Raw genomic sequence first — 25368 nt, forward strand, 5'->3', positions numbered from 1 at the left:
AACTAAATCCGCCAGATCACAGTTTGACCGCTGCGGAAAACGCCAATAGAACGCAGCTACGGCGCCGCGCGTCCTGACGCAGAAACGACGCTGTGGCACTTTTGATTTTGCGCATGATCCTTCCCGAAAATCGCTCCGATTTTCGGGGTCATGCGCTAAGCCGGCTCGGTGCCGGCAGGGCTGGTTTTCATGTCTCACAATACGTTTGGCCATCTTTTCCGCGTCACCACCTGGGGCGAAAGCCATGGCCCAGCGCTCGGCTGCGTCGTCGACGGCTGTCCGCCCGGCATCCGCTTCACGCGCGCCGAGGTCCAGGCCGAACTCGACAAGCGCCGCCCGGGTCAATCGCGTTTTGTGACGCAGCGTCGCGAACCAGACGAGGTCAAGATCCTGTCCGGCTTCATCCTGGATGACGACGGCGAGACCATGATCACCACCGGCACGCCGGTGTCGATGGTGATCGAGAACGTCGACCAGCGCTCCAAGGACTATGGCGAGATCGCCCGCCAGTACCGGCCGGGTCATGCCGATTATACCTACGACACCAAATACGGCCTGCGCGACTATCGCGGTGGTGGCCGTTCTTCGGCCCGCGAGACAGCGGCGCGGGTGGCGGCCGGAGCCTTGGCCCGCAAGGTCGTGCCCGGCATGATCGTGCGCGGCGCACTGGTCTCGATGGGGGAAAAATCGATCGACCGCGCCAACTGGAACTGGAATTTCGTTGGCGACGCCGAAAATCCATTCTTCACGCCCGATCCGGCATCGGTCGCCGTCTTCACCGCGTATCTTGACGGCATCCGCAAGGCGGGTTCCTCGGTCGGCGCGGTAATCGAGATCGTCGCCGACGGCGTTCCGGCAGGCCTGGGCGCACCGATCTACGCCAAGCTCGACCAGGACATTGCCTCGGGCCTGATGTCGATCAATGCCGTCAAGGGTGTCGAGATCGGCAACGGCTTCGAGGCCGCCCGCATCACCGGCGAAGAAAATGCCGACGAGATGCGTATCGGCAATGACGGCAAGCCGGTCTTCCTGTCCAACAATGCCGGCGGCATCCTCGGCGGCATCTCCACCGGCCAGGCGATCGTCGCGCGCTTCGCCGTCAAGCCGACCTCGTCGATCCTGACCCCGCGAAAGTCGATCGATAAGGACGGCAACGACGTCGAGATCATGACCAAGGGCCGGCACGATCCGTGCGTCGGCATCCGCGCCGTGCCGATCGGCGAGGCGATGGTTGCCTGCGCGATCGCCGATCACTATCTGCGTCATCGGGGACAGACAGGGAGAGGAGAGGGCAGTAGGGCAGTAGGGCAGTAGGGCAGTAGGGCAGTAGGGCAGTAGGGCAGTATGTTATCCCGCCGAAGCAGCCAATTTTTTCCTTTTCCCTAATCCCTTACTGCCCTACTGCCTTACTGCCCTATCCCCTGCGAGAGCGAAGCGAGCGTCCATGCCTTACGACCAGAAGAAGATCGTCGAAGCCCTGCGCGCCTTCGAACGCGGCGAGATTGTCGTCGTCATGGACGATGACGGGCGCGAGAACGAGGGCGACCTGATCGTCGCCGCCGTCCATTGCACGCCGGAAAAGATGGCGTTCATCGTCCGCAATACCTCTGGTATCGTCTGCACGCCGATGCCGCGCGAGGAGGCCAAGCGCCTCAACCTGTCGCCGATGGTCGCCGACAACGACTCGGCCCACACCACCGCCTTCACCGTCAGCGTCGATTTCAAGCACGGCACCACGACCGGCATTTCGGCCGACGACCGCACATTGACCGTGCGCAATCTTGCCAACGGCAATGTCGGCGCCTCCGATTTCGTCCGCCCCGGCCACATCTTTCCGCTGATTGCGCGCGAAGGCGGTGTGCTGATGCGTTCGGGCCATACCGAAGCCGCGGTCGATTTGTGCAAGCTTGCCGGCCTGCCGCCGGTCGGTGTCATTTCCGAGCTGGTCAATGATGACGGCACCGTCATGCGCGGCCCGCAGGTGCAGGCCTTCGCCGAAAAGAACGTTTTGAAGCAGATTTCGGTCGCCGACCTCATCGCCTATCGCCAGCGTAAGGAAACGCTGGTCGAGCGTGTCGCCTGTTCGGAGATCGACACGCCCGGCGGCCAGGCGCAGGTCTTCACCTACACGCTGCCCTGGGACTCGATGCACCATGTGGCGATCGTCTTCGGCGACATCCGCGACGGCGAGGAGGTGCCGGTGCGACTGCATTCCGAGGATGTTGTGACGGACGTTTTCGGCACCGGCCACAGGCTGGACGGCATCATGAAATCGATGGGCGAGCGTCGGCGCGGCGTCATCGTCTATCTGCGCGAAGGTTCCGTCGGCGTCGCCCATCAGGAGCGCAACCGGCCGGCTGCCGGCGACCGCGAGGACCATGAAGAGGCGCGCCGCCGCGAAAGCGAATGGCGCGAGATCGGCCTGGGCGCGCAAATCTTGAAGGATCTGGGCATTTCCTCGATCAACCTGATCGCCTCGCGCGAACGCCACTATGTCGGCCTCGAAGGTTTCGGCATCCACATCGCCAAGACCGAGATTCTCTAGGACTGGTTTAGCGGATCGCCGGCATGCGTCCAGTCCCGCTTGGCACCGGACGCATGGAGTCTATTCGGCAGGAACTGCGGCTGTTTCGCGCGCGGAGATGTCACTATCGCCCGTGGCAAGGCTGCGCTGGCCGGCGAGCACGGTGACCAGCGCGACAGTGCCCGCCGCCACCGACACCAGGAAGCCGCTCTGTGCACCGAAGGCGTCCACCACCCATCCGGCGGCGAAGGAGCCGAGCGCCATGCCGATGCCAATGCCGGTCATGACCCAGGTCACGCCCTCGGTCAGCATCGCCTCCGGCACGCGCCGCTCGATCAGGCCGAATGCCGTGATGAAGGTCGGCGAGATCGCCACACCGCTAACGAAGACAGCCAGCGCCAGAAGCGGCACCGTGTCTGCGACAAGCAACGGCAGCGTGGTGAGCGCGATGATGGCGATCGCGATGGCAAGCTGAATTTGCAGCGGTGTTTTCAGGTTCAGAGCGCCGAGGACGATGCCGACGACGAACGATCCGAGGGCATAGACGCCGATGACGAGGCTGGCGGCGCCCGGCTGGCCGAGCTCCTTGGTGATCGCCACGGTGCTCACCTCCGTGGTTGCGAAGGTCGCGCCGATGAAGATCAGGGCCAAGGTGATGATTTGGACCGGCCGCAGGCGGATTGCCGATCCGCGCGAACCCTGGTCGACCGGTCGCACGCGCGGCTCGGTCGAGCGCTGCAGGATGAGGGCTGTCGAGCCGAAGGCGAGGAACAATGTGCTCGCCAGCATTCCCGCTTCCGGGAAAAGCGCGACGCTCAGGCCAACCGACAGCGAAGCCCCGGCGATGTAGACCAGCTCGTCCGCCGCCGATTCGAAGGCGAACGCCGTGTTTATCTCGGGGCGATCCCGGAAGAGCTCTGTCCAGCGCGCGCGCACCATCGCTGGGATGCTGGGCATTGCAGCGGCCAGCAGCGCTGACACGAACAGTGTCCATATCGGCAAGTCCTGATTGGCCGCCGTAATCAGCACTACGAAGGCGAGCACGGAAATAACGGTGGTGGGCGTCACAATCCGCGCCTGGCCGAGGCGGTCCACCAGCCGCGATATCTGCGGCGCGACAAAAGCATTGGCCAGCGCATATGTCGCGGAGACGGCGCCGGCCAGCCAATACTCGCCATGCGTCTGCGACAGCATCGCGACGATTCCGATCGGAGCCATGGCCATCGGCATCCGGGCGACGAAGCCGGCTGCTGCGAAGCCCTTGGCTCCCCTTGCCTTGAATATTTCGCGATAGGGATTGGGCATGAGGAACACTCCTGGATTTTGAAGGCCGATCCACTTATATACGTGGCGTATGCAAATCAAATAATGACATACGACGCGTATGTCAATCAATATACGAGACGTATGTGAAGGAATGGGCGAATGGGGCACAAACCACGCAAGGAGATGATCGCCGAAACCCGCGCCAAACTGGTCGCGGCGGCGCGCCATGCCTTTGGCACTGTCGGCTATGCCGAGGCCTCGATGGACGACTTCACCGCATCGGCCGGGCTGACGCGCGGCGCGCTTTATCATCACTTCGGCGACAAGAAGGGCCTTCTCCAGGCGGTTATCGCCGAGATCGACGCCGAGATGTTGGCCCGGTTGAAGATCGTGTCAGTCAGGGCGGACACTCTCTGGCAGGGCTTTGTCGACGAATGCACCGCCTATATCGAGATGGCGCTGGAGCCGGAGATCCAGCGTATTGTCCTTCGCGACGGACCGGCGGTGCTCGGCGATCCTTCGCAATGGCCGAGCCAGAACGAATGCATCCGCTCGATGAGCGAGAACCTTCGAAAGCTGAGGGACGAGGGAACCATCGTTGCCGTTGATCCCGAAGCCGCAGCAAGGCTGGTCAGCGGCGCCTCGCTACATGCCGCGCAGTGGATCGCAAATTCGGAAAATCCAGAAGCGACGTCGAAAAAGGCGGTGAAGGCGTTCAACGTGCTTTTGGAGGGACTGCTCAGGCAAGGCCGCAGGATTGGCCGTCCACAAGCACCGGCTGAGGTGGACAAATCGCCGGCCTGAGCCTGTATCAAGACCACCAAAGGCAAGGCGCGATCTCGAATGGGACGGGCGAAGCGCGCCTCAAGATTCGGGCAGCTCCCGCCGGACCCAACCAGCACCCAACGCCTAAACTCTGTTGAACGTCTGCCTTTGGCGGTTGCAAAACATGGTCAAAGCCGCCGGGCGCGCCTATATCGGGGGCATGGTCACAAGGCTTTATACCCACCCGATCTTCCTCGAGCATATAACGCCGCCCGGTCATCCGGAGCGGCCGGACCGCCTGCGCGCCATCGAGCGCGTGCTCGACGACGAGGCCTTTGCGGCCCTTGATCGTGCCGAGGCGCCGGAAGGCGACGAGGCCACCATCCTCTACGCACACCCGCAGGAATTCGTCGAATGGGTCCGCGCTTTGATGCCGGACACCGGTATCGCTCGTGTCGACGCCGACACCACCGCCAGCCCGAAAAGCTGGCAGGCGGCCGTCACGGCGATTGGCGCTGCCAACGCCGCCGTCGACGATGTCTTTCGGGGCGACGTGGCCAATGTCTTTGTCGCCGCCCGGCCGCCCGGCCACCACGCCGAAAAGACCACGTCCATGGGCTTCTGCCTGTTCAACACCGCGGCGATCGCGGCGCGCTACGCGCAAAGGCAGCACCAGGCCGAGCGTGTTGCCATCGTCGACTGGGACGTCCACCACGGCAATGGCACGCAGGATATTTTCTGGGACGATCCGTCGGTGCTCTATTGCTCGACGCACCAGATGCCGCTTTACCCGGGGACCGGGGCGGTGAGCGAAACCGGCGCCGGCAACATCGTCAACGCGCCGCTGGCGCCGCAGACCGGCAGCGAGGTTTTCCGCGACGCTTTCCTGTCGCGGATCTTGCCGGCGCTCGACAATTTCGCGCCCGACCTCATCATCATTTCCGCCGGCTTCGACGCGCACCACCGCGATCCGCTGGCCGAGATCAACCTGACCGAGGACGATTTCGACTGGGCAACCGGCCAGTTGATGCAGCGCGCCGGTCGCCACAGCGACAACCGGCTCGTCAGCATGCTCGAGGGCGGCTACGATCTGCAGGGATTGGCATTTTCGGTCGCCGCCCATGTCGGGCGACTGATGAAAGGATAGACGATGGCTGGTGAGAGCAACGAAGACGTCAAGGCGATGAGCTTCGAGCAGGCGCTCGACGCGCTGGAGAAAATCGTCGATGATCTGGAGCGCGGCGACGTGCCGCTCGACCAGTCGATTCGCATCTATGAGCGTGGGGAGGCGCTAAAACTCCATTGCGACCGGCTGCTCAAGGCGGCCGAGGACAAGGTCGAGAAGATCAGGCTTTCGCGCGACGGCAAGCCGGTGGGGACCGAGCCGCTGGATGCGGAGTAAAGCACGGTCTCCAACGACAATTTCGCCGTGCGGCTTTTCGACATGATCATGATTGAGGATAATACTCATCCCGCTTGAAACGGCTCCAGGACGAGAGGAGATTGCGAACGATGTGCAGAAACATCAAGACCCTGTTCAATTTCGATCCGCCGGCAACCGATGACGAGGTCCGCGATGCCGCACTTCAGTTTGTCCGCAAGCTGAGCGGAACGACACGGCCGTCGAAACAGAACCAGCATGCGTTCGACCACGCCGTCGAGGCCATAGCCGCGTCTGCGCGCGAATTGCTGGACAGCCTCGAGACGACACAGCATCCGCGCAATCGCGACGAGGTGGCGGCCAAGGCGAAAGCCAGGTCTGCACTCCGCTTCGCCTGAGGAAGACCGCATGAGCTTCTTTCCCGGAAACGACCCTCTGCCCGGTGACGCCTTCGCCAGCGACCAGATCGAACTGATGGTTATTCCGAACGCCAAGGACATTGGCGGCTTTCAGGTTCGCCGTGCCTTGCCGACCGCCAGGCGTCGGCTGGTCGGTCCGTTCATCTTCTTCGATCGCATGGGACCGGCGATTTTGCGGGCCGGCCAGGCGCTTGATGTCCGCCCGCATCCCCATATCGGCCTGTCGACGGTCACTTACCTGTTCGACGGCAAGATCAGGCATCGCGATTCGCTCGGCACCGAAATGGTCATCCAGCCCGGCGACGTGAATTTGATGACCGCCGGTCGCGGCATCGTCCATTCCGAGCGTACGCCGCAGGAGCTGCGCGGTGCGCCGATGTCGGTTTCCGGCCTGCAGACATGGCTGGCGCTGCCGGACGATAAAGAGGAGGTCGACCCGATCTTCGAGAATACCGCGGCCATGCGTCTGCCCGAAATCGACGCTGAAGGCGTCAGCGGGCGCGTTGTCATTGGCGCGTTTGCCGGGCTGCGGTCACCGGTCGTGACCGCTTCGGACACGCTCTATGCAGACCTCAGCCTGGCGCCCGGCGCCAGCGTGAAAATCCCTGCCGATGCCGAGGAGCGCGCCATCTACACGTTGAAAGGCGAGGTTTCGATCTCCGGTGACCGCTTCCCGGCAGAGCGGCTGCTGGTGTTCCGGCCCGGCGACGAGATCGTCGTGTCGTCGGAGGGTGGAGCGCATTTCATGCTATTCGGCGGCGCCTCGCTCGGCTCCAAGCGCTATATCTGGTGGAATTTCGTGTCATCGTCGAAGGAACGCATCGAACAGGCGAAAGAAGAGTGGAAGACAGGCCGTTTCGATATCGTTCCGGGGGATGAAGAAGAGTTCATTCCGCTGCCGGACAACTAGAGCGCCGCGCGTCCTTTTTGACGCGTAAACGAAACCCTAACAGTTTGAAGCTATGCCGCGTCACTCGCACGCATTTACATTCGCCGGCCAGCAGCCTATTTCGCAGATGAATAAAAAGCAGGCCACAGCACCAGTGAACGCAAAGCTCCATACGCCACTTCTCGACAAGGTCCGCATCCCGGCCGACCTCAGGACGCTTGACGAACGTCATCTGCCGCAATTGGCATCGGAGCTTCGCACCGAGTTGATCGATGCCGTGTCGCATACCGGCGGACATCTCGGTGCCGGGCTTGGCGTGGTCGAACTGACGGTGGCATTGCACTATGTCTTCAACACGCCAGACGACCGGCTGATCTGGGATGTCGGTCACCAGGCCTATCCGCACAAGATCCTGACCGGCCGCCGCGACCGTATCCGCACGCTGCGGCAAGAGGGCGGCCTGTCCGGTTTCACCCAGCGCGCCGAGAGCGAATACGATCCGTTCGGCGCCGCCCACTCCTCGACCTCGATTTCCGCCGGCCTCGGCATGGCAATGGCACGCGATCTCTCCGGGGGCCGCAACAATGTCATTGCCGTTATCGGCGACGGCGCCATGTCGGCCGGCATGGCCTATGAGGCGATGAACAATGCCGGCGCGCTCGATGCCCGGCTGATCGTCATCCTCAACGACAACGACATGTCGATCGCTCCGCCGACCGGGGCGATGAGCGCCTATCTGGCCCGCCTGGCGTCGGGCAAGGCCTATCTGGGCTTGCGCGATTTCGGAAAGAAGCTGACCTCCTATCTCGGCGAGCGCGCCGATCGCGCCATCAAGCGGGCGGTCGAGCATGCGCGCGGTTACGTCACCGGCGGCACGCTGTTCGAGGAAATGGGTTTTTATCACATCGGCCCGATCGACGGTCACAATCTCGAGCACCTGATCCCGGTGCTGAAGAACGTCCGCGACAATGCCGACGGTCCGGTGCTGATCCACGTCGTGACCCAGAAGGGCAAGGGCTATGGACCGGCCGAGGCGGCCGCCGACAAATATCATGGCGTCAACAAATTCGACGTCATCACCGGTGCGCAGGCCAAGGCGCCGGCCAACGCGCCGAGCTACACGAAAGTCTTTGCCGACAGCCTGATCCAGGAAGGCCGCGAAGATGATCGCATCGTCGCCATCACCGCCGCCATGCCGAACGGCACCGGCCTCGACCTCTTCGGCGAGGCGTTCCCGGCGAGGACTTTTGATGTCGGTATCGCCGAGCAACATGCGGTGACTTTTGCCGCCGGCCTTGCCACCGAAGGCTTCAAGCCTTTCGCGGCGATCTATTCGACCTTCCTGCAGCGTGCCTACGACCAGGTCGTCCACGACGTGGCGATCCAGAAACTGCCGGTGCGCTTCCCGATCGATCGCGCCGGCTTCGTCGGGGCCGACGGGGCGACCCATTGCGGCGCCTTCGACACGACTTTTTTGGCGACGCTGCCCGGTTTCGTCGTCATGGCCGCGGCAGATGAGGCGGAACTCAGACACATGGTGCGCACGGCGGCAAGCTACGATGACGGCCCCATCGCCTTCCGCTACCCGCGGGGCAACGGCGTCGGCGTCGACCTGCCGGAGCGTGGCTCGGTTCTCGAAATCGGCAAAGGCCGTATCGTCAGGGAGGGCACCAAGGTTGCGCTGCTTTCCTTCGGCACGCGGCTGCAGGATTGCCTGGCTGCGGCCGAGGAACTCGGCGCGGCAGGGCTTTCCACCACGGTCGCCGATGCTCGTTTCGCCAAGCCGCTCGACGAGGACCTGATCCGGCGGCTGGCGCGCTCGCACGAAGTGCTGGTAACAGTCGAAGAGGGCGCGGTCGGTGGCTTCGCCAGCCATGTGCTGCAATTCCTCGCCCATGAAGGGCTGCTGGAAAACGGCCTGAAGGTACGCCCGCTTGTGTTGCCCGACACTTTTGTCGATCACGCCAAGCCCGAAAAGATGTATGCCGACGCCGGGCTTGATGCCGCCGGTATCGTGCGCACCGTCTTCGCGGCGCTGGGACACACCGCCAGCGCGCAAAGCGCCTGAATCAAAGTCTCAACGGCTTGCATCAATTTGCCGACCGACGGTCGTAGACTGTTTGCGTTGTCATTTGGCATTCGCCTACGCAAGCGTTGGTGCGAGTTCAGGATCCGCCGGCGTGCCTTCGAGGAACGGCGTTCATGATGGCCTCCGCCAGTTCTTCGAGGACGGGAGTATCGCCTTTCGACGCGGCAAATAGCCTGAACTGCGCTTCGGGCAACTCTGGCAGGCCGTAGCTTTCGGGTACCCTGACCAGGCCGTTTCTCAGCTGACTGACTGTCATCGGCGCTACAGCGAAGCCTGAGATGGCAGCCGCCCTCAGGCTGGCGTTGCTGGTGCAGATCATCACCATGCGCTGGCTGATCCCGGCCTTGGCAAGCCGTTCAAGAGCAACTTCCCTGTAGGGGCAAGGTTCCGGCAACACGGCCAATGGCAGCGGGTCCAGAAGTTCCACGCCGGTATGATCCGCCCATGCCCAGACAAGAGGCTCGCGCCACAGGAGGCGCCCCATCTCCTCACCCTCACACTGGGATCCGAGCACCAGTTCGATATTGCCCTCCTTCATCTTCGAGAGCAGCGCACCCGGAATCCCGACTTGCACCTCGATCTGCAATCCGCGGCGATCGGCGCCGAATGCCTGCAAGGCGCGAAGGATGGGGACCTGTGCGAAGTCTTCCGAGAGGCCGACGCGAACTCTGCCGTGAAAGGGTGCCTGCGCCAGATCGGCCAAAGCATCCCGGTTAAGGGCGAGCATCGCCCGGGCATAGGCGAGCAGGCGCTCGCCATCTTGTGTCATCTCCAGCGAGCGCGTCGTCCTTTTGAGTAACGGCTTTCCGACCTGCTCTTCGAGACGACGCAGGTGCCCACTGACGGCCGACTGCGTAAGGTTCAGTCGCGCCGCTGCCCGACTGAAGCCGCCTTCGTCGAACACGGCGACGAACGTCCTGAGCAGGACCAATTCCAGCATATATTCTGATCCATGATGAATATTGTCGATAATCTCAATTTTTATATCGAATTAAAATATGACGCAATACGGTTCGTCACAATGAGCAAGGATGATCCATGACCAAGCTGCTGCATATCGTTTCCTCGCCCCGCAAAGAGCGTTCCGCCTCGCGTGAGGTCGCCGAGGCCTTTGTTCAAAGCTGTCGTGCTCGGCGACCCGACTTGGCGATTTCAACGCTCGACCTATGGGATGTCGACCTCCCCGAATTCGGTGAGGACGCGATGTTGGCCAAATATGCCGGGCTCAGCGGCACGCCGCTTACCCCTTCTCAACAGCAGGCATGGGCCACATTGCAAGAATTGGCGCAACAACTGCACTGGGCGGATATTGTCCTGCTGTCGACGCCCCTGTGGAATTTCAGCATTCCCTACAAACTCAAGCACTTCATCGACCTGGTATCGCAGAAGGAAATCCTTTTCTCGTTCGACCCTGAACACGGGTTCGCAGGACTGCTCCGGGATAAGACCGCCGTGGTCGTCCATGCGCGAGGTCTCGACTATGCGGCGCAATCCATCACGCCGGCGCAGCGCTTCGACTTTCAAAAACCCTATGTAGAAGCGTGGTTGCGCTTCATCGGTATCGAAGATGTCCGCAGTCTAATCGTCCAGAAAACCCTCTTTGGACCCGATATTGACCATGCGGCTCGCCAGGATGCACGGGAGGCCGCGTTACAGCTGGCGGAAGATCTGCTGTCGCAGACAACAGAGGCGATTGCATGATTACGAAGCGCCCGCTGCGGACAAGAAGGGCGGCTCTGGAGACTGGCCGGGAAGGTCGCCTTATGGTGCGACGGAGCACCCTCGGTTCAGGCCCGAGGGCATGTTTTTGCGCGACATGCATCAGAACCACATATCGCGCACGCAGCGACCATCGCGCGGCAGGTCCTCGAACGTGAGGAGGCCATCGAAATGGTCGATTGGCAGGTCGGCGACGGTGTCGGGCGGCGCGAGCCTCACATTGACGGCGATCCGAGTGCGACCGGCGGCGCTGGCGCGCAAACCACGCCAGGCCAGCACACAGGCGCATGTCGGACAGAACAGAATCTCGAGTGACGGGCCATCCTTTCCGGAGCGCCTATAAGCACTTGTCGGTCCCGCAAGACGGATGCGTTCGTCGACATAATCGTAAGCCCACAGCGCGCCATAGCGGCGGCAAAGCGTGCAGTTGCAGGCTGTGATCGAGCCGGGATCGCCCTTCAAAGTCCAGCGGGCCGCGCCACAATGGCAGGTTCCGGTCAGCATTCGTCCTCCTAACCTTTTGGCAGCAACACGAGCATTGTTCCCAACATTGTGCCGGACCCGGTGCGATATTCAACAAATTGTGGGCGTGGCCTGATGCGCTCGCCGCTTTCGCAAGATGTTCGTTGTCCCGAACATCCTTGCCTTCGTGACAGGCTTTCGCCATGAAGGCCGATGACTTTACCAGCCAGCACACGCCAGCGGCTCGACGAACTCCTCGTCGCGCGCGGCCTGTTCCCCAGCCGCTCTCGCTCCCGCGACGCGATCGAGCGCGGCACCGTGAAGGTTGACGGCGTCATCGCCCGCAAGCCCGGCCAGACCGTCCGGGCTGATTGCCTCATAGAAGTCGATGATCCGGCGCAGGGCTATGTGTCGCGTGCTGCGCTGAAGCTGATCGCCGGGCTCGACTATTTCGGCCTCGATCCAGCCGGCAGTGAAGCGCTCGACGTCGGCGCCTCGACCGGAGGCTTCACTCAGGTCTTACTCGGGCGCGGCGCGGCGCATGTCACGGCGATCGATGTCGGGCATGGCCAGATACATCCGGACATCGCTGGCGATCCGCGTGTGACGGTCATCGAGGGATTGAACGCGCGTGATCTTTCCACCGCCGATCTTGCCGATCGCATTCCGGATTTTATCGTCTCCGATGTCAGCTTCATCTCGCTGAAACTGGCGCTGCCGCCGGCGCTCGCGATTGCCAGTAGCGGCGCTAAAGCAATATTTCTGGTCAAGCCGCAGTTCGAGGCGGGCCGCGAGGCGATCGGCAAGGGCGGCTTGCTGAAAGACCCATACGATGCCGCGCGGATTGCCGGCCTGCTGCAGGATTGGCTGGACGGCGTCCCCGGCTGGCGTTCGCTCGGACTGCACCTGTCGCCGATCGAAGGCGGCGACGGCAACCGCGAGTTCCTGCTCGCCGGGATCAAGGACGCCGGTATCGAGAACAGGGGGATCGGAGGCCGATGACCGCTCGCTTCACGATCACACGGCTGGGCTCCCAGGGCGACGGCGTCGCCGAGACCGAAACCGGCGAGCTTTTCATTCCGTTCACGCTGCCCGGTGAAACCGTCGCCGCCGCGCGTGAAAGGGATCGCGCCACGCTGATATCGGTGCTGGAGGCTTCGCCGCTTCGCATCGACCCTGCCTGTCGGCATTTCACCGAATGCGGCGGCTGCGCCATCCAGCATCTTGAGGCCGAAGCCTATCATCGGTGGAAGCGCGACAAGGTTGCGCATGCGCTCAACAGCAAGGGCATCACTTGCGACATTGACGCGCTGGTGCCGTGCGCGCCGCAGACGCGTCGGCGCGTCGTGTTCACCGCCCAGCGCAGCGAGGCTGGCATGCTGCTCGGCTTCGTTCGGGCGCTGTCGTCCGAGATCATTTCCATCGAGGAATGCCCGATCTCGCTGCCCGAGATCGTCGCAAAGCTCGACGCTCTGAGAGCACTTGCCGAATTGGTTTGCGCAACGACGAAATCGTTCCGCATGACGGTCACGGTGACCGCTTCCGGCCTCGATGTCGCGGTTCACGAGTCCGGCAAGCTCGGCGAGAACCAGCGCCGCGTCGCCTCGAATTTCGTCATCGCTCAGGGGTTGGCCAGGCTTTCGATCGATGGCGAGATCATCATCGAGCCCAAAAAGCCGGTTGTCACGTTCGGCAGCGTCGCTGTCGCAGTGCCGCCGGGCGCCTTCCTGCAGGCTACCGCGGCCGCCGAGCAGGCGATGGCCGACATCGTCGGCCGGCACCTCGCGCGCGCCAAAAAAGTCGCCGATCTCTTCGCCGGCTGCGGCAGCTTTGCGCTGCGTCTCGCCGCCAAGTCGGAAGTCCATGCGGTGGAGGGGGATGCGGCGGCGCTTTCGGCGCTCGACCGGGCATTCCGTTTCGCCAGCGGTCTGAAGCGCGTTGCCAGCGAACGCCGCGACCTGTTTCGGCGGCCGCTCACATTCAAGGAGTTGAATGCCTTCGATGGCGTTGTGTTCGATCCGCCCCGCGCCGGCGCCGAAGACCAGTCGAAACAGATTGCCCGTTCCGACGTGCCGCTGGTCGCCGCGGTTTCCTGCAATCCGGTTACGCTGGCGCGCGACTTGCGCATCCTCGTTGACGGCGGCTACGCCCTGAAAAGCGTGACGCCGATCGACCAGTTCCTGTGGTCGCCGCATGTCGAGGCCGTCGCGCTTCTTGAGAAGCCGAAGCGACGGCGGTAACGGTCCGCATTTGTTGAGCTTGAATTTCGCGTAAAATGAGCATATTTTGAGCATGTTCTGTTCAAAATGTGCTAGGATTCTGTTATGAATACCGCAGCTCTCGATATCAGAGCATCGCGCTTTGGCGACGAGCGGACGCCATTTCTTTCGGCAAGACGGGTGGCTGAACTGCTGGGCGTCAATCTGACCGAACTGGCGGGCCTGATCGGCGTCGCGCGCAACACGCTTGCCGCCAAGACCGGCGCGCGCAAGGTCGACGCCGCATTGAGTCCGATTGTCCGTATCCTTGCGATGGCAGGCGAGATGGCCGGCGATGAACAGCGTGCGGCGATCTGGTTCAAGCATCAGCCGATCCCCGGCTGGGCGGGAAAGACCGCCTACGATCTCGTTCGAGAGGGCAAGACGGACAAGGTGCTTGCCTATCTGGAGGCAGTCCGCTCCGGCATCTATGCCTGAAAACAGACTGAGCCTATGGCGCGCCTTCGTGCCGCGTTGGGCGCATCTGCCGCTTTCCGGCGAAGGAGCAGCCCGCTTTGGCGGTCGCTGGAATCCAGTGGGCGCCACGACGATCTATGCCGCGGGCGAGTTGTCCACTGCTTGGGCGGAGTACAATCAGGGCTTTGTCCAGCATCCGGCGCTGATTGCGAAGCTCGAACTTTCAGGCGCGCGGCTGGCCGACCTGACGGACGCTGATGTGCTGATCAAGCTCGGCGTCACTGCAGACATTCACCGATGTGAATGGCGCGACATCATGGATCAAGGCCTGGTGCCTGAGACGCACACGCTGAGAGATCGCCTGCTTGCCGATGGGCAGCATGGCGTGATCTACCCCTCCTTCATGTCGCCCGGCGGCACATGCGTGGCGCTGTGGCAATGGAACGAGAGCAACGCACCCCGCCTGAAGGTCAGCGATCCCGACCATCGCTTGCCGAAAACGCCGGCTTCATGGCTTTAATGCATGTCGCGCAAAAGTGTGCAGCGGTTTTGCGGTAACGACATGCATAAAACAACAACCTAAAGCGCGTCGCATGAGGCCGGTCAGACGCGACGCGCTTTAGGGCAGTTCGAACCGGCCGCGCCGCCGCGCTTCGGCCAGCACGCCCACGTCCATTTCTTCCAACGTCTTCGGCCTGTCCCTACGGGGCAGGGATCCAAACACGTCTTCTGGCCGTGTCTCGGCGAAGACTGGTGCAGGCTTCAGGAGCACGCCCTCTGGAGTATCTTCGACCAGAAGACGTGTGCCGGCGTCCCATTCCCTCCGCTTGCGGATCGCGCTGGGCAGGGTGACCTGCCCCTTGGTCGAGACGGTGATTACGAGTCTTTTCGGGTTGGCCATCGCGGCGCATCCTCTGAATGTAAGACAAAAACCGCAGCTTCCATCAAACCCTTGTGCCGCCAACCGTCATCTGATTCATCCTGAGGTGCGGCTGGCCGACGCCGACCGGCACGCCCTGGCCGGCCTTGCCGCACATGCCGATGCCGGTGTCGAGCTTCATGTCGTTGCCGATCATCGCAACCCGATGCATGGCATCCGGCCCATTGCCGATCAGCATGGCGCCCTTGATCGGCTGCGTCACCTTGCCGTTCTCGATCATGTAGGCCTCGGTGCAGCCGAACACGAATTTTCCCGAGGTGATGTCGACTTGGCCGCCGCCGAAGGAGACGGCATAGATGCCGTTCTTGACCGAGGCGATGATTTCGTCCGGCTCCATGTCTCCTGAAGTCATATAGGTGTTGGTCATGCGCGGCATCGGCTGGTGCGCGTAGCCTTCGCGCCGTCCGTTGCCGGTGGCGTTCATGCCCATCAGCCGGGCGTTCTGGCGATCCTGCATATAGCCGACAAGCTTGCCGTCGTCGATCAGCACATTGCGGGCCGACGGCGTGCCTTCATCGTCGACGGTCAGCGAGCCGCGCCGCTCGGCCATGGTGCCGTCGTCGACGACGGTGACACCTTTTGCTGCCACCTGCTGGCCCATCAGCCCGGCGAAGGCCGATGTCTTCTTGCGGTTGAAGTCGCCTTCCAGCCCGTGGCCGACGGCCTCGTGCAGCATGACGCCCGGCCAGCCGCTGGACAGCACGATGTCAAAGGTGCCGGCGGGGGCCGGAATGGCCTCGAGGTTGACCAGCGCTTGCCGCAGCGCCTCCTTGGCGGCGTGTTTCCAGCTGTCCTCGACCAGGAATTCGCCAAACCCTTTGCGTCCGCCCATGCCGAAGGAGCCGCTCTCCTGGCGGTCGCCGTTGCCGACCACCACCGACACGTTGATCCTGACCAGCGGGCGGATGTCGCGCACCATCTGGCCGTCGGCACGCACGATCTCGACATGCTGCCAGGAGGCGGCGAGCGACGCCGTCACCTGCCGCACGCGCGGATCCTCGGCTCGCAGCCACGCATCGATTTCCTGAAGGAGCTTGGCCTTGGCCTCGAAGGAGGGCGAGGGGATCGGGTTGTCGTCGCCATAGAGATGGCGGTTGGTGCGGGCGGGAGCCGCAGCAAGCGTGCCGGAATAGCCGCTCTTGACGGTTGACACAGCGTCGGCCGCGCGCAGCAGCGATGCTTCCGAAAGATCGCTGGAATGCGCGTAGCCGCTCGCTTCGCCGGCGACCGCGCGCAGGCCAAAGCCTTGGTCTGTGTTGAAATTGGCGGTCTTCAGCCGGCCATTGTCAAACATCAGCGCTTCGCTCTCGCTGTATTCGAGGAACAGCTCGCCGTCGTCGGCGCCGTTGATGGTCTCGGCGACGATCTGCTTGATGCGATCGTCGGAAATGTCGAATTGGCCGATCAGGCTGTTCATGGCGCGGTCCGTCCGTGGAAAGAGATTGTCCTCACGATGTAGGCGCGAAGGTGCGCCCAGACAATCGGCAATGACCATTGTCTGTACATGACCCCGAAAATCGGAATCGATTTTCGGAAAGGATCATGCGCAAAATCGAAGCGCTACAGCGTTCTTTGCGCGTCCTTGGATGCGCGGCGCTGTAGCCAAAGGCGGTCACAATCCCATTTTCGTCAGCAGGGTTTTGGGCCTCTCGCGCCGTCTCAAGGCAGCGCGGCGAAACCGTCGGCGAAACCCTTGAGCTCGACCGGGATGCCAATGCCTTCCTCCGGCGTCTGGAAGACGATGAAGGTGGCTGACGTTCCGGTCTTCAGCGTATCGAGCAGTGGCTTTTCGAGAATGACCTCGGCATAGCAGCCGTCCTGGAAGCAGCGCACGAAATAGGCCCGGCCGATATCTTTGCCGTCGACATTGAGGCCGAGCCCGTTGGGCAGCAGCACGCCGAGCGGCGCCAGCACGCGCAGGATTTCGGCCTTGTTGTCGGCGGTGCGCAGCACGACGACGGAAAGCCCCATCTCGGGACGGTCTTCGGCGACGACGTTCTGCATCATCACGCATTGTTCCGATGTGGCGCCAGCCGGCGTGTCGCAGATGATCGACCATGCGCCATGCGTCGTCCGCACCTTGCCGCTTGGCTGCGCGGCATTGGCCTGGCTGAGGCCAAACGAGCCAACATAGGACAGGCCGATCCCAGCAAGGCCAACGCAAGACACGGCAGCGAGAAGGATGACGTTCGACAAGCTTCTCGAAAGCCCAAGTCTCGAAAGCCCAAGTCCCCAAAGCCAAGAGTTCATGACGGCTCCATTGCGAATCACGGCACTTTAAGCCGCGCCAAGGGCAAGTAAAGGATGAGACCACTGCCGGCCTGCCTCGACCAAGGCAATTGTGCGCTTTTCCGTGCCAAATTCGCCCGAATTGCGACGGCCCGTCGCATTTTGCCGGGACACTCCGCCGCTCGGGCGTTCGCGGGTCCGACACCGCCGCGGCCGCCGCCACAAGGCGCAGCCGCGCTTGCGCGCAAAAATGCCGCACGGTTTCCCCCGCTCCTTTCTTGCAGAGGCAAATAGAGTATGGTTTGAACCAGCCTCGGGACTATCCGGGATTCCCGTCCCGGCGTTGTTCGATATTCTTGCGGTCCGATCGCGAGGAACTGGGAGATGATGACGGCAATGAGAAAATTCCTAGCAGGCGCCAAACTCCTGGCAAGCGCTGCCGCCACACTGTTCACCGGTGCATCCGCCCATGCGGCCCAGCCTGCGCCGTGGGAGATGACCTTCCAGCCCGCAGCCACCGACATGATGCGGCAGATCGCCCGGTTCGAGCACTATACGCTGTGGTTCATCGTGCCGATCACCCTCTTCGTGCTCTTTCTCATCGCCTATTGCATCCTGAAGTTTCGCGCGAGCGTCAACCCGACCCCGTCGCGCACCAGCCACAACACGCTGATTGAGGTAATCTGGACGGTCGGGCCGGTCGTCGTCCTGCTCTTGCTCGCCATCCCCTCGTTCCAGCTCTTGACTGCGCAATACACGCCGCCGGAGGAAGCCAAGCTGACCGTCAAGGCGACGGGAAACCAGTGGAACTGGGATTACGAATACCAGACCGAAAACACGCTTTCCTTCAACTCGGCGATCCTGGCGGATTCTGACCGCGCCGCGGCCGGCAAGGAGGACCGCGGCGCTTATCCGCGCCTGCTCGCCGTCGACAACGAGATGGTGGTGCCGGTCAACACCATGACCCGGGTGCTGGTGACGGCGGCAGACGTGATCCACGCCTTTGCCATGCCGTCCTTCGGCATCAAGACCGACGCGGTTCCGGGTCGCATCAACGAGGTCTGGTTCAAGGCGGAAAAGGAAGGCCTCTATTACGGCCAGTGCTCGGAGCTCTGCGGTAAGGACCACGCCTTCATGCCGATCGCGATCCGCGTCGTCTCCGACGCCCAGTACAAGACCTGGCTGGCAGCAGCCGGCACCGACCTTCCCGGCGCCAACAAGGCGCTGATGGCCGAGGTCGACGGCAAAGACAAGGTAGCGGCCGCCGGCAACTGATGCCGCGACCAGAAAAGATCAGGGAACGGAGCCGAACATGGCAGACGCTGCAGCTCACGACCACGACCACAAGCCGTATCATGGCTGGGTGCGGTGGGTGTATTCGACCAACCACAAGGATATCGGCACACTCTACCTGATCTTCGCGATCATGGCGGGCTGCGTCGGCGGTGCCCTTTCGGTCGTCATGCGTATGGAACTGCAGGAGCCTGGGATCCAGATTTTCACCGGCCTGGCGCAGATGGTCTACGGCTTGAACGCCGACGCTGCGCTCGACGGCGGCAAGAACATGTACAATGCCTTCACCACCGCCCATGCGCTGATCATGATCTTCTTCATGGTCATGCCGGCGTTGATCGGCGGCTTCGCCAACTGGATGGTGCCGATCATGATCGGCGCGCCGGACATGGCATTCCCGCGCATGAATAACGTCTCGTTCTGGTTGCTGCCACCGGCTTTCATCCTTCTGATCATCTCGGCCTTCGTGCCGAGCGCGCCTGGCGCCTACGGCGTCGGCGGCGGCTGGACGATCTATCCGCCGCTATCGACCTCGGGCCAGCCCGGACCGGCGATGGATCTTGCGATCCTGTCGCTGCACATCGCCGGCGCCTCATCGATCCTCGGCGCCATCAATTTCATCACCACCATCTTCAACATGCGCGCGCCTGGCATGACGCTGCACAAGATGCCGCTGTTCGCCTGGTCGGTGCTGATCACCGCTTTCCTGCTGCTGCTGTCGCTTCCGGTTCTGGCCGGCGGCATCACCATGCTTTTGACCGATCGCAATTTTGGCACCACCTTCTTCGCGCCCGACGGCGGCGGCGACCCGATCCTGTTCCAGCACCTGTTCTGGTTTTTCGGGCACCCGGAAGTCTACATCCTGATCCTGCCGGGCTTCGGCATCGTCAGCCACATCGTCTCGACCTTCTCCAGGAAGCCTATCTTCGGCTATCTCGGCATGGCCTATGCCATGGTCGCGATCGGGGCGGTCGGCTTCATCGTCTGGGCGCACCACATGTACACGACCGGCCTGTCGCTCGACACGCAGCGCTATTTCGTCTTCGCCACGATGGTTATCGCGGTGCCGACGGGCGTGAAGATATTCTCGTGGATCGCCACCATGTGGGGCGGGTCGATTTCGCTCAAGACCCCGATGCTGTGGGCGATTGGCTTCATCTTCCTGTTCACCGTCGGCGGCGTTACCGGCGTCCAGCTTGCCAATGCCGGTCTCGACCGCCCGCTGCACGACACCTATTACGTGGTCGCGCATTTCCATTATGTGCTGTCGCTGGGCGCGGTCTTTGCCATCTTCGCCGGCTGGTACTACTGGTTCCCGAAGATGACCGGCTACATGTATTCGCCTGTCATCGCCAATACCCACTTCTGGGTTACCTTCGTCGGCGTCAACCTCGTCTTCTTCCCGCAGCATTTCCTCGGACTTTCAGGCATGCCGCGCCGCTACATCGACTATCCGGATGCGTTTGCCGGCTGGAACATGGTGTCGTCCTACGGCTCGTATATTTCGGCCGTCGGCGTGGTCATCTTCCTCTATGGCGTGTTCGAGGCCTTCCAGAAGAAGCGGGTGGCCGGCGCCAATCCATGGGGCGAGGGTGCGACGACGCTTGAATGGCAGCTGCCTTCGCCGCCGCCCTTCCACCAGTGGGAACAGCTGCCGAAGATCAAATAGGCTTCTGCCTGGGCGAATACTGAATCGCCGGTTCGCCCGGCGGTTTTGGCCAACGGAATGATGGACTTTAAGTACGCATGGCGCTTGTCGACGACACCTTGACTGACGAACCGGGCTTTCGCATGTCGGAAGCGACGGCGGGCGATTTCTTCGCACTGTTGAAGCCGCGCGTCATGTCGCTGGTGGTGTTCACCGCCTTTGTCGGCCTGGTCGCGGCACCTGTGGCCATCAATCCGCTTCTGGCGGTGATCGCGATCCTGGCTATTGCCATTGGTGCTGGCGCGTCCGGCGCGCTCAACATGTGGTATGACGCCGATATCGATGCGGTGATGACCAGGACCGCCAGCCGTCCGGTGCCGGCCGGCCGCATCCGGCCAGGCGAGGCGCTGAGTTTCGGCCTGGTGCTGGCGGTGCTGTCGGTGATGACGCTCGGCGTGCTGGTCAATTGGTTGTCGGCGACGCTCCTGGCCTTCACCATCTTCTTCTATGCCGTCGTCTACACGATGTGGCTGAAGCGCTGGACCCCGCAGAACATCGTCATCGGCGGTGCTGCCGGCGCCATTCCGCCGGTGATCGGCTGGGCCGCGGTGACCGGAACCGTCAGCCTGGAAAGCGTCGTCCTGTTCCTGATCATCTTCCTGTGGACGCCGCCGCATTTCTGGGCGCTCGCCCTCTTCAAGTCCGAGGACTATGCCAGGGCCGGCATCCCGATGATGCCGAATGTCGCCGGCCAGGCTTCGACCCGACGCCAGATCTTCGCCTATGCGCTGATCCTTGCGCCGGTTGGCGTGCTGCCATGGGCGCTCGGCTTCACCACACCCGTCTATGGCGTCCTTGCGGTGCTGCTTGGCGCCGGCTTCGTCTGGTATGCGTGGCAGGTGCTGCGGATGGCGGATGACGACCATGTGATGAAGCCAGCCAAGGCATTGTTCGGCTACTCGCTGCTCTACCTCTTCGCCATCTTCGCCATCTACCTTGCCGACTGCGTTGTCGGGCGCGCGCTGGCCACGGGCGGAGCATGACCATGGCCGACAAGAAGCTTGAACTCGTCACGCTGACGGAGCGCCAACAGAAGGCCCGGCGCAACCGCTCGGTAGCCATCGGCCTGGCGCTGGCGGTGCTTGTCGTCATCTTCTACATCGCGACCGTCGTGAAATTCGGTCACAACCTCACCGGAACGATGTGAGGCTCAAGATGAACCGCCAAACAGTGACCAATCCTCAAAAGAAGAACACCAACCGCGTCGTCGCCGGCGTCTGCATCGCCTTTTTCGGCGGCATGATCGGGATGGCCTATGCCGCGGTGCCGCTCTACGCGATGTTCTGCCAGGCGACCGGTTACGGCGGCACTGTGAAACGCGCAACGCAGCAATATGCCGACCGGGTGCTCGACCGCGATATCACCATCCGTTTCGACGCCAACACGGCCGGCGTGCCCTGGCAGTTCGAGCCGGTCGCCCGCTCCGTCACCATCAAGATAGGCGAGACGGCGCAGGCGCATTATAGCGCGACCAACAAGTTCGTCCGCGCCACGACGGCCCGCGCGACCTTTAATGTGCAGCCGGAATTTGCGGGGTCTTACTTCAACAAGGTTGAGTGTTTCTGCTTTACCGATACGACGCTGAAGCCTGGCGAGACGCTGGACATGCCGGTCGTGTTCTATGTAGATCCCGACATCGTCAATGCGCCGGAATTGAAGGACCTGAAGACGATTACCCTGTCCTACACGATGTTCCCGGTCGAGAAGAACGAGAAGACCAAGCCGGTGGCGTCGACAGTGCCGGCCGAAGGCACAAGCAACAAAGTTTCACATACCGAACGAAGCCTCGGGGGTTGATATGGCAGACGCGCACGCAAAACCACAACATGACTACCACCTCGTCGACCCGAGCCCGTGGCCATTCCTCGGCTCGGTCGGCGCGTTGGTCACCGCGATCGGCGGCGTCTGTTACATGCAGTATCTCAAGGGCGGCGATTTCCCGATCTTCGGCTTCAACATCGCCAATCCGTGGCTGTTCTTCATCGGCCTCTTGATCGTCATCTACACCATGTACGCCTGGTGGTCGGATACCATCAGGGAAGCGCATGAAGGCCACCACACGCGTGTTGTGTCGCTGCATCTGCGCTACGGCATGATGATGTTCATCGCTTCCGAGGTGATGTTCTTCGTCGCCTGGTTCTGGGCTTTCTTCGACGCCAGCCTGTTTCCCGGCGAGGCACAGCAATATGCCCGCGCCACCTTCACCGGCGGTGTCTGGCCGCCGAAGGGCGTTGAGGTCCTCGACCCCTTCCACCTGCCGCTCTACAACACCGTCATCCTGCTTCTGTCGGGCACTACGGTGACCTGGGCGCACCACGCGCTGCTTCATGGCGACCGCAAGGGGCTCATCAACGGCCTGGTGCTGACCGTCGGTCTCGGCATCCTGTTCACCATGGTGCAGGCTTACGAATACATGCACGCGCCGTTCGGCTTCAGGGATTCGATCTACGGCGCCACTTTCTTCATGGCGACCGGCTTCCACGGCTTCCACGTCATCATCGGCACCATCTTCCTGCTGGTCTGCCTGGTCCGCGCGATGAAGGGCGACTTCACGCCCAAGCACCATTTCGGCTTCGAGGCCGCCGCCTGGTACTGGCACTTCGTCGACGTAGTCTGGCTGTTCCTGTTCGCGTCGATCTATGTCTGGGCCTCGAGCGGCGCGGTCATCGAAGGCCACTGAAATCTTCCTGAGGAAATCGATGAGGCGGCTGCGGCGACGTGGCCGCCTTACCTTTTGGAGTGAAGGGCACTAAAGTATCGCAATGAGCGACGACAAGGCGATCTGGCCAGCAATCGATCCGATTTCGGCTGGCCTGCACGGCCGCTGCCCGCGCTGCGGCGAGGGCCGGCTGTTTTCCGGCTTCCTCACCGTCGGCGGACGCTGCGCCAATTGCGGCCTCGACTATTCCTACGCCGATGCCGGCGACGGTCCGGCGGTGTTCGTCATCCTGATCATCGGCTTCATCGTCGTCGGGCTGGCGCTGTGGATGGAGGTGACGCTCAGCCCGCCGCTCTGGCTGCATTTCCTGCTGTGGATACCGCTGACGCTGGTGCTTTGCCTGGGCGCGCTCAGGCTGATCAAGGGCGTGCTCCTGACGCTGCAATACCGCAACAAGGCGGCAGAGGGCAGGCTGGACCTCGGCGAATGAGCACGACATCCGCTTCGATTGCGGGCCGTTCGCGGCCGAAGACGGCATTGCTGCTTGGGCTTGGCCTCGTGCTGTTCTTCATCCTGCTGGCGCTCGGCACCTGGCAGCTCCAGCGCCTGTACTGGAAAGAGGGTCTTCTCCAGACCATCGACCAGCGCACGCACTCAGCGCCCGTGCCGTTGGCCGAGGTCGAAAAGCGGTTTGCCGCCAGCGGCGATGTGGATTACACGCCGGTGACGGCATCAGGCACCTTCCTGCATCAAGGCGAGCGACATTTCTTCGCGACCTGGGAAGGCCAGTCCGGTTTCGATGTCTTCACGCCCTTGCATCTGGAGGACGGGCGCTTCGTTCTGATCAATCGCGGCTTCGTGCCGTACGATCTCAAGGACGCAGCCAAGCGTCCGCAAAGCCAGGGTGCGGGCCAGGTGACGGTGACGGGGCTCGCCCGCAATCCGCTGCCGGCAAAGCCCTCGATGATGCTTCCCGACAATGATCCGCAGAAAAACATCTTCTACTGGAAGGATCGCGACGCCATGGCGGCCAGCGCCGGTCTGCCGGCAGGTGCGGGGCTGGTGCCATTCTTTATCGACGCGGACGCCACGCCGAACCCGGGCGGGCTGCCGGTCGGCGGCGTTACAATCATCGAGCTGCCGAACAGCCATCTGCAATACGCCGTAACCTGGTACGGCCTTGCCGCTGCCCTTGCCGGCGTCCTCATCTTCAGGCTTCGCCGCCCGGCGAAAGAATGATCAGCACTGGTGCCCTTGACAGGGCAGGGGTGCGCACCTCATTTCGCGCCTTGAGTTCAAGACTTCAGTTCACGCTACGACCAACCGGCCGGGAATCATGCTTCACACGACGACAAAGCCACCGCTGACGATAAGGCTCTGCCAGCCGCGCGGCTTCTGCGCCGGCGTCGACCGCGCCATCCAGATCGTCGTCCTGGCGCTGAAGAAATACGGCGCGCCGGTCTATGTTCGCCACGAGATCGTGCATAATCGCTACGTCGTCGAGGGGCTGCAAAGCCTCGGTGCGGTGTTCATCGAGGAGCTCTCCGAGATACCGGCTGAGCATCGCCAGAGCCCGGTCGTCTTTTCGGCGCATGGCGTGCCGAAGTCGGTGCCGGCGGACGCCCAGGCGCGCAACCTCTTCTATCTCGACGCCACCTGCCCGCTGGTGTCGAAGGTCCACAAGCAGGCAATGCGCCATCAGCGGCTCGGCCGTCACGTGCTTCTGATCGGCCATGCCGGCCACCCGGAAGTGATCGGCACGATGGGGCAGTTGCCGGACGGCGCCGTCACCTTGATCGAGACCGAAGCCGATGCCGCGAATTTGGTGCCCGCCGACCCGCAGGCGCTCGGGTTCGTCACCCAGACGACGCTGTCGGTCGAGGACACCGCCGGCATCATTCGGGTGCTTAAGGATCGTTTTCCCGATTTGCATGCGGCGGCAGCGGAATCGATTTGCTATGCCACCACCAATCGCCAGGAAGCGGTAAAGGAGACCGCCGCGGGTGCCGATCTCTTCCTGATCGTCGGTGCTCCCAACTCCTCAAATTCGCGGCGTCTCGTCGAAGTGGCCGAACGCGCTGGCGCCTCGATGTCGCTTTTGGTGCAGCGCGCCTCCGAGATTCCATGGACCGAGATTGCCGGCATCTCGACGCTCGGCCTGTCGGCAGGTGCATCGGCGCCGGAAATCATCGTCGACGAGATCATCGATGCGTTCCGGCAGCGCTTCGACGTAACCATCGAGCTGGCGGTGACGGCGACGGAAACCGAGGATTTTCCGGTGATGCGGGTGCTGCGCGACGTCGAGCTGACGGCCGCCGACATGGCTTTCGTCAACGGGGCCGCGTAAGGT

The 25368-nt window shown here is 62.6% G+C and carries 28 protein-coding genes; 22 read left to right on the top strand and 6 right to left on the bottom strand.

The window, feature by feature from the left end; translation table 11 throughout:
- Positions 1-189: 189 nt before the first annotated feature.
- Positions 190-1314 (top strand): chorismate synthase, encoded by a 1125-nt coding sequence (aroC, locus tag AC0L2Z_RS01725; protein WP_287225962.1) that lies wholly within the window; start codon positions 190-192, stop codon positions 1312-1314.
- A gap of 130 nt (positions 1315-1444) precedes the next feature.
- Entirely contained in the window at positions 1445-2545 is a 1101-nt protein-coding gene (gene ribB, locus AC0L2Z_RS01730; protein WP_287225959.1) for a 3,4-dihydroxy-2-butanone-4-phosphate synthase, read from the top strand.
- Between the two features lie 60 nt (positions 2546-2605).
- Here ribB and AC0L2Z_RS01735 read toward each other — a convergent pair whose 3' ends face one another.
- Positions 2606-3829 carry an MFS transporter gene (locus AC0L2Z_RS01735; protein ID WP_287225957.1) on the bottom strand — a complete coding sequence of 408 codons (1224 nt, stop codon included), beginning with the start codon at positions 3827-3829 and terminating at the stop codon, positions 2606-2608.
- A 120-nt stretch (positions 3830-3949) separates the two neighbouring features.
- On the opposite strand from AC0L2Z_RS01735, the gene AC0L2Z_RS01740 reads away from it, so the two are divergent.
- The 6 genes from AC0L2Z_RS01740 to dxs all read left to right on the top strand — a co-directional run bounded on the left by AC0L2Z_RS01740 (position 3950) and on the right by dxs (position 9312).
- Positions 3950-4594, top strand: coding sequence for a TetR/AcrR family transcriptional regulator (locus AC0L2Z_RS01740; protein ID WP_287225955.1), 645 nt, complete (start codon positions 3950-3952; stop codon positions 4592-4594).
- Positions 4595-4775: 181 nt separating this feature from the next.
- Positions 4776-5702 carry a histone deacetylase family protein gene (locus AC0L2Z_RS01745; protein ID WP_128167774.1) on the top strand — a complete coding sequence of 309 codons (927 nt, stop codon included), beginning with the start codon at positions 4776-4778 and terminating at the stop codon, positions 5700-5702.
- 3 nt (positions 5703-5705) lie between these two features.
- Positions 5706-5957 (top strand): exodeoxyribonuclease VII small subunit, encoded by a 252-nt coding sequence (locus AC0L2Z_RS01750; protein WP_023799340.1) that lies wholly within the window; start codon positions 5706-5708, stop codon positions 5955-5957.
- Positions 5958-6067: 110 nt separating this feature from the next.
- The gene (locus AC0L2Z_RS01755) at positions 6068-6334 is read left to right on the top strand and encodes a DUF2277 domain-containing protein (protein WP_023799339.1); all 267 of its coding nucleotides are present in this window, start codon (positions 6068-6070) and stop codon (positions 6332-6334) included.
- Between the two features lie 10 nt (positions 6335-6344).
- On the top strand, positions 6345-7265 hold the full coding sequence (locus AC0L2Z_RS01760; protein WP_128167677.1) for a pirin family protein: 921 nt from the start codon (positions 6345-6347) through the stop codon (positions 7263-7265).
- A gap of 106 nt (positions 7266-7371) precedes the next feature.
- Positions 7372-9312 carry a 1-deoxy-D-xylulose-5-phosphate synthase gene (gene dxs, locus AC0L2Z_RS01765; RefSeq protein WP_287225951.1) on the top strand — a complete coding sequence of 647 codons (1941 nt, stop codon included), beginning with the start codon at positions 7372-7374 and terminating at the stop codon, positions 9310-9312.
- A 97-nt stretch (positions 9313-9409) separates the two neighbouring features.
- Here the strand turns inward: dxs and AC0L2Z_RS01770 are convergent, their stop codons facing one another.
- The gene (locus tag AC0L2Z_RS01770; protein ID WP_287225949.1) at positions 9410-10273 is read right to left on the bottom strand and encodes a LysR family transcriptional regulator; all 864 of its coding nucleotides are present in this window, start codon (positions 10271-10273) and stop codon (positions 9410-9412) included.
- Positions 10274-10371: 98 nt separating this feature from the next.
- Between AC0L2Z_RS01770 and AC0L2Z_RS01775 the strand changes: the two genes are divergently transcribed.
- Positions 10372-11034, top strand: a complete 663-nt coding sequence (locus AC0L2Z_RS01775; protein WP_128167674.1) for an FMN-dependent NADH-azoreductase — start codon at positions 10372-10374, stop codon at positions 11032-11034.
- Positions 11035-11154: 120 nt separating this feature from the next.
- Here AC0L2Z_RS01775 and AC0L2Z_RS01780 read toward each other — a convergent pair whose 3' ends face one another.
- Entirely contained in the window at positions 11155-11556 is a 402-nt protein-coding gene (locus AC0L2Z_RS01780; RefSeq protein WP_473626406.1) for a GFA family protein, read from the bottom strand.
- Positions 11557-11727: 171 nt separating this feature from the next.
- Between AC0L2Z_RS01780 and AC0L2Z_RS01785 the strand changes: the two genes are divergently transcribed.
- The 4 genes from AC0L2Z_RS01785 (at position 11728) to AC0L2Z_RS01800 (ending at position 14709) form a co-directional block, all read left to right on the top strand.
- Positions 11728-12516, top strand: coding sequence for a TlyA family RNA methyltransferase (locus AC0L2Z_RS01785; RefSeq protein WP_473626408.1), 789 nt, complete (start codon positions 11728-11730; stop codon positions 12514-12516).
- Positions 12513-13754, top strand: a complete 1242-nt coding sequence (locus AC0L2Z_RS01790) for a class I SAM-dependent RNA methyltransferase (protein WP_128167671.1) — start codon at positions 12513-12515, stop codon at positions 13752-13754. Before AC0L2Z_RS01785 ends, AC0L2Z_RS01790 begins: the two co-directional genes overlap by 4 nt.
- Before the next feature lie 84 nt (positions 13755-13838).
- Positions 13839-14210 carry an antitoxin Xre/MbcA/ParS toxin-binding domain-containing protein gene (locus AC0L2Z_RS01795; protein WP_027152353.1) on the top strand — a complete coding sequence of 124 codons (372 nt, stop codon included), beginning with the start codon at positions 13839-13841 and terminating at the stop codon, positions 14208-14210.
- Positions 14203-14709: an RES family NAD+ phosphorylase gene (locus tag AC0L2Z_RS01800; RefSeq protein ID WP_128167670.1), complete on the top strand. Its 507-nt coding sequence runs from the start codon at positions 14203-14205 to the stop codon at positions 14707-14709. Before AC0L2Z_RS01795 ends, AC0L2Z_RS01800 begins: the two co-directional genes overlap by 8 nt.
- Positions 14710-14808: 99 nt before the next feature.
- Here AC0L2Z_RS01800 and AC0L2Z_RS01805 read toward each other — a convergent pair whose 3' ends face one another.
- From AC0L2Z_RS01805 to AC0L2Z_RS01815, 3 genes are all read right to left on the bottom strand, one after another.
- Positions 14809-15090 carry an AbrB/MazE/SpoVT family DNA-binding domain-containing protein gene (locus AC0L2Z_RS01805; protein ID WP_128167669.1) on the bottom strand — a complete coding sequence of 94 codons (282 nt, stop codon included), beginning with the start codon at positions 15088-15090 and terminating at the stop codon, positions 14809-14811.
- Positions 15091-15133: 43 nt separating this feature from the next.
- Complete coding sequence (gene tldD, locus AC0L2Z_RS01810) at positions 15134-16546, bottom strand: metalloprotease TldD (RefSeq protein ID WP_473519708.1); 1413 nt, start codon at positions 16544-16546, stop codon at positions 15134-15136.
- 242 nt (positions 16547-16788) lie between these two features.
- Positions 16789-17379 (bottom strand): invasion associated locus B family protein, encoded by a 591-nt coding sequence (locus AC0L2Z_RS01815; RefSeq protein ID WP_473533882.1) that lies wholly within the window; start codon positions 17377-17379, stop codon positions 16789-16791.
- Between the two features lie 375 nt (positions 17380-17754).
- Between AC0L2Z_RS01815 and coxB the strand changes: the two genes are divergently transcribed.
- The 9 genes from coxB (at position 17755) to ispH (ending at position 25365) form a co-directional block, all read left to right on the top strand.
- Entirely contained in the window at positions 17755-18633 is an 879-nt protein-coding gene (coxB, locus tag AC0L2Z_RS01820) for a cytochrome c oxidase subunit II (protein WP_236387989.1), read from the top strand.
- Positions 18634-18670: 37 nt separating this feature from the next.
- Entirely contained in the window at positions 18671-20320 is a 1650-nt protein-coding gene (ctaD, locus tag AC0L2Z_RS01825; protein ID WP_023799325.1) for a cytochrome c oxidase subunit I, read from the top strand.
- 77 nt (positions 20321-20397) lie between these two features.
- Positions 20398-21342: a heme o synthase gene (locus AC0L2Z_RS01830; protein WP_473626409.1), complete on the top strand. Its 945-nt coding sequence runs from the start codon at positions 20398-20400 to the stop codon at positions 21340-21342.
- A gap of 2 nt (positions 21343-21344) precedes the next feature.
- Entirely contained in the window at positions 21345-21506 is a 162-nt protein-coding gene (locus AC0L2Z_RS01835) for a hypothetical protein (RefSeq protein WP_077381685.1), read from the top strand.
- A gap of 8 nt (positions 21507-21514) precedes the next feature.
- Positions 21515-22156 (top strand): cytochrome c oxidase assembly protein, encoded by a 642-nt coding sequence (locus AC0L2Z_RS01840; protein ID WP_031254967.1) that lies wholly within the window; start codon positions 21515-21517, stop codon positions 22154-22156.
- Position 22157: 1 nt separating this feature from the next.
- On the top strand, positions 22158-23039 hold the full coding sequence (locus AC0L2Z_RS01845; protein WP_473626411.1) for a cytochrome c oxidase subunit 3: 882 nt from the start codon (positions 22158-22160) through the stop codon (positions 23037-23039).
- Positions 23040-23121: 82 nt separating this feature from the next.
- On the top strand, positions 23122-23508 hold the full coding sequence (locus AC0L2Z_RS01850) for a DUF983 domain-containing protein (RefSeq protein ID WP_473626412.1): 387 nt from the start codon (positions 23122-23124) through the stop codon (positions 23506-23508).
- Entirely contained in the window at positions 23505-24257 is a 753-nt protein-coding gene (locus AC0L2Z_RS01855) for an SURF1 family protein (protein ID WP_473626414.1), read from the top strand. The genes AC0L2Z_RS01850 and AC0L2Z_RS01855 overlap by 4 nt, the downstream gene beginning before the upstream one ends.
- Before the next feature lie 97 nt (positions 24258-24354).
- The gene (ispH, locus tag AC0L2Z_RS01860; RefSeq protein ID WP_027152363.1) at positions 24355-25365 is read left to right on the top strand and encodes a 4-hydroxy-3-methylbut-2-enyl diphosphate reductase; all 1011 of its coding nucleotides are present in this window, start codon (positions 24355-24357) and stop codon (positions 25363-25365) included.
- Positions 25366-25368: the final 3 nt, after the last annotated feature.

The organism is Mesorhizobium sp. WSM4850, assembly GCF_055811735.1.